The sequence below is a fragment of the Colwellia sp. D2M02 genome, from assembly GCF_018860755.1.
Classification (GTDB): domain Bacteria; phylum Pseudomonadota; class Gammaproteobacteria; order Enterobacterales; family Alteromonadaceae; genus Colwellia; species Colwellia asteriadis.
Map to the genome: position 1 here is coordinate 1 of NZ_JAHKPW010000074.1, position 4007 is coordinate 4007.

Annotated in this window: 4 protein-coding genes; all 4 read left to right on the top strand. The window is 38.5% G+C overall.

Annotated elements, in window-relative coordinates:
• Positions 1-993, top strand: a 993-nt coding sequence (gene ftsY / locus KO495_RS14585) for a signal recognition particle-docking protein FtsY (protein ID WP_215981146.1), incomplete at its 5' end; no start/stop codon positions are given.
• An 80-nt stretch (positions 994-1073) separates the two neighbouring features.
• Positions 1074-1772, top strand: a complete 699-nt coding sequence (gene ftsE / locus KO495_RS14590) for a cell division ATP-binding protein FtsE (RefSeq protein WP_215981147.1) — start codon at positions 1074-1076, stop codon at positions 1770-1772.
• Positions 1765-2739: a permease-like cell division protein FtsX gene (gene ftsX, locus KO495_RS14595; RefSeq protein WP_215981148.1), complete on the top strand. Its 975-nt coding sequence runs from the start codon at positions 1765-1767 to the stop codon at positions 2737-2739. Before ftsE ends, ftsX begins: the two co-directional genes overlap by 8 nt.
• 181 nt (positions 2740-2920) lie before the next feature.
• Positions 2921-3778 carry an RNA polymerase sigma factor RpoH gene (gene rpoH / locus KO495_RS14600; protein WP_215981149.1) on the top strand — a complete coding sequence of 286 codons (858 nt, stop codon included), beginning with the start codon at positions 2921-2923 and terminating at the stop codon, positions 3776-3778.
• Positions 3779-4007: the final 229 nt, after the last annotated feature.

Here is a 4007-nt window from a genome sequence, read left to right on the forward strand (position 1 = left end):
CCAGAGCCAGAGCCAGAGCCAGAGCCAGAGCCAGAGCCAGAGCCAGAGCCAGAGCCAGAGCCAGAAAAAAAAGGTTTTTTTGCCCGCTTAAAACAAAGTTTAACTAAAACTCGCCAAAATCTTGGTGGTGGCTTAATTGACTTATTTCGCGGTAAGCAAATTGACGATGATTTATTTGAAGAGTTAGAGGAGCACTTATTATTAGCGGATGTGGGCGTTGAAACCACCACTAAAATAATTGACTCATTAACCCAGAGCGCTAGTCGTAAAGAGCTTAAAGATGCTTCTGCGTTATATGAATTACTTAAAATAGAACTTAAAAAAACTATTGAAAATGTTAGCGTGCCACTGGATGTTACTAATACCGATGGGCCTTTTGTCATGCTAATGGTTGGTGTTAATGGTGTTGGTAAAACCACGACTATTGGTAAATTAGCTAAGCAATTTCAAGCAGAAGGAAAATCAGTAATGCTAGCGGCTGGTGATACTTTTAGAGCGGCTGCTGTTGAACAATTACAAGTATGGGGTGAGCGTAACGACATTCCTGTTATTGCTCAACATACTGGCGCTGATAGTGCCTCGGTTATTTTTGATGCTATTAGTGCCGCTAAAGCACGTAAGGTTGATGTATTAATTGCAGATACCGCCGGACGTTTGCAAAATAAAGCGCACCTTATGGAAGAGCTTAAAAAAGTAGTGCGAGTAATGAAAAAGCTCGACGTTAATGCACCTCATGAAATTATGTTAACTCTTGACGCTGGCACAGGGCAAAATGCCTTAAGTCAAACCAAGCTTTTTGATGAAGCTGTCGGTTTAACGGGGCTTACTTTAACTAAGCTTGACGGCACAGCGAAAGGTGGTGTTGTTTTTGCGATTGCTGATAAGCATCAAATCCCTATTCGTTATTTAGGGGTCGGTGAAGGCATTGATGATTTAAGACCATTTAATGCGGACGACTTTATTGAAGCACTTTTTAGCAAAACTGAAGAGTAAATAAAAGTTAAGATAAGTAGAATAATTATGTTAAGTTATTCTACTTATCGTTAAATCAACAATAAAAACAACAACTCATCATGATCCACTTTAATAAAGTAAATAAAACCTATCCTGGCGGTTTTTTAGCGTTGAAGCAAGTAAGCTTTAACCTTGAAGCGGGAGAAATGGCGTTTTTAACGGGTCACTCTGGTGCCGGTAAAAGTACCTTATTAAAGCTTATTTCTATGATGGAAAAGCCAAGTTCAGGTAGTATTCAAGTTAATCACAATGAACTGGCAGACATTCAATATAAACAAATCCCTTACGTGCGTCGTGGTATTGGTATGATTTTTCAAAGTCACAACCTACTTAAAGACCGCACTGTGTTTGATAATGTTGCACTGCCACTTATTATTGAAGGGGTAAGCCACAGCGAAATTCGTAAACGCGTTGCTACTGCTCTTGAAAAAGTACATTTAGGCAGCAAACAAAAATGTTTTCCACATATGTTGTCGGGCGGTGAACAACAGCGTGTTGGTATTGCTCGAGCCATTATTAATAAGCCACCGATTTTACTTGCCGATGAGCCTACAGGTAATTTAGATCCCAAATTGTCTCTCGATATTATTCGCCTTTTTGAAGAGTTTAATGCCGCTGGCGTAACCGTATTAATTGCAACTCACGACTTAGGGCTAATAGCGCGGATGAAATACCGCACGTTAACATTACGTGAAGGTACTATGATTAATGACGGTATTGTTGATGGATTACAGTCGCAAGGAATAACTGATGAGTAATACCCATAATAGCGGTTTAAGTCAGCGGGGCAGTTTATGGCAACGACTATTAATGTTGCCAATAAGACATTTGCAACAGGCTGTAGGCAGCCTAGGAGACTTATGGCGTACCCCCTTTACTTCGGTTATGACAGTATTTGTTCTCGGTATCAGCTTAGCGCTACCTGCAACTTTGCACCTGTTTGTTAAAAATGCTCAACATGTTAGTGAGCAGTGGGACAGCTCTTCTCAAATTACCTTATTTCTAAAGTTATCGACTTCAGAAAAAAGTGCTAAAAATTTAGTTAACCGTATTCGTTTGTATAACGAAGTGAGTGAAGTGCATTATATTTCAGCGGAACAAGCGCTAAAAGAATTTAAAATGCTTTCGGGTTTTGGTCAGTCATTGGAATATTTAGATAAAAATCCTTTACCCGCAACGGTATTAGTGACGCCAACACAGCGTTCAAGTAAAGCACAAGCCGCTAATGAGTTACTTGAAAAATTACTTAATGAGCGTGAAGTAGAGCAAGGAAAGCTAGATATTGAATGGCTAACACGCCTAGAAGCTATGGCTCGCCTAATTGAGGACATTGTCTTAGGGGTTGCCTTATTGCTTTGTCTATCAGTGGTGTTAATTGTTGGCAATACTATTCGTTTAGCTATTTTGAACCAAAAAGACGCTATTGCTGTAATGAAATTGGTTGGTGCTACCGACAGCTTTATTCAGCGACCATTTTTATATGCCGGTATTTGGTATGGGATTTTTGGCGGTATACTTTCTTGTTTGTGCGTTGCATTATTAGCGCAATATTTAGAAAGTGCAATTACTGAGCTGACCGAGCTCTATCATAGTAGTTTTGAGTTACAAGGTTTAGCCTTTAATGAAGTGATGTTATTAATCGCTTTTGCCGTAACTTTAGGGTTATTAGGTAGTTATTTATCGGTAAGTCAGCACATTAAAGCTATTGAACCTAACGCTGATTAATTTTTTGTGAGTTCACGCTAAACTTTTACTTACAAATCGTCACAATAATTTCATTAAAAAAAGCCCTCACCAACTTGTGTTGCTGTTTCTATTAGGCTAGTGTACATGTTCTGTTGTTCGCATCAGTGATGTAGCTGTGTTAAAATAGCGAACGCAAGTAGAATTGAAGAAGGAGAGTTTTATGAGTCAAACAATGCAACTTACATTACCTAAAAGCGGTAGTATTGAATCGTATATGCAGTCAGCGTATAGCATTCCTATGCTTACGCCTGAAAAAGAGCATGAATTGGCTACTCGTCTTTACAATGAAAATGATTTACAAGCGGCACAAGAGTTGATCATGTCGCACTTACGTTTTGTTATTCATGTTGCTAAAGGTTATGCAGGCTATGGTTTACCACAAGCTGACTTAGTGCAAGAAGGTAACGTAGGTTTAATGAAAGCGGTTAAACGTTTTAACCCTGAAGTAGGCGTACGTCTAGTATCGTTTGCTGTGCATTGGATCAAAGCAGAAATTCATGAGTACGTACTGCGTAACTGGCGTATTGTGAAAGTTGCGACAACCAAAGCTCAACGTAAATTGTTTTTTAACTTACGTAAAAATAAAAAGCGCTTAGGCTGGTTTAGTGCAGAAGAAGTAAACACAGTTGCTGAAACACTAGGTGTAAGCACGAAAGATGTTATGGAAATGGAATCTCGTATGAGTAACCATGACCAAGCGTTTGAATTATCTAACGATGATGATGACAGTGTTGGCGCAGGTAACTTTTCTCCAGCACAGTACTTAGAAGACAAGCAATCTGATTTAGCTGATGAAATAGAAAGTGCTAACTGGGAAAATCATGCCAACAAGCGTTTATCTACCGCATTAGTAACATTAGATGACCGTAGCCAAGATATTATTCAAACTCGCTGGTTAAACGAAGATAAATCTACGCTGCAAGAGCTCGCTAATAAATATCAAATCTCAGCTGAACGTGTTCGCCAGTTAGAAAAAAATGCGTTAGGTAAATTAAAAAATACTATGGTCTTTGATTAATCAATACGTATTAATCAAGCCAAAAACCGACGTTCATCGTCGGTTTTTTTATGGTTACAGTTTAGCGCTAGCAAAATTACTTACAGTTAGTGCTGCTGAAATTGAATAAAGCTTATCTTAAATCATCATTTGTTTATCTATTAAATGCTTTTACTCGTTTCATTAGGTAAATTAGGTATATAATGTTGCTAAGTTAACGTTATTTAACCTTAACTCGGTTTAAGAGATA

What these genes read in the sequence shown, in the direction of transcription:
- ftsE (WP_215981147.1), top strand. Translation starts at nt 1,074, where the DNA reads ATGATCCACTTTAATAAAGTAAATAAAACCTATCCTGGCGGTTTTTTA.
- ftsX (WP_215981148.1), top strand. Translation starts at nt 1,765, where the DNA reads ATGAGTAATACCCATAATAGCGGTTTAAGTCAGCGGGGCAGTTTATGG.
- rpoH (WP_215981149.1), top strand. Translation starts at nt 2,921, where the DNA reads ATGAGTCAAACAATGCAACTTACATTACCTAAAAGCGGTAGTATTGAA.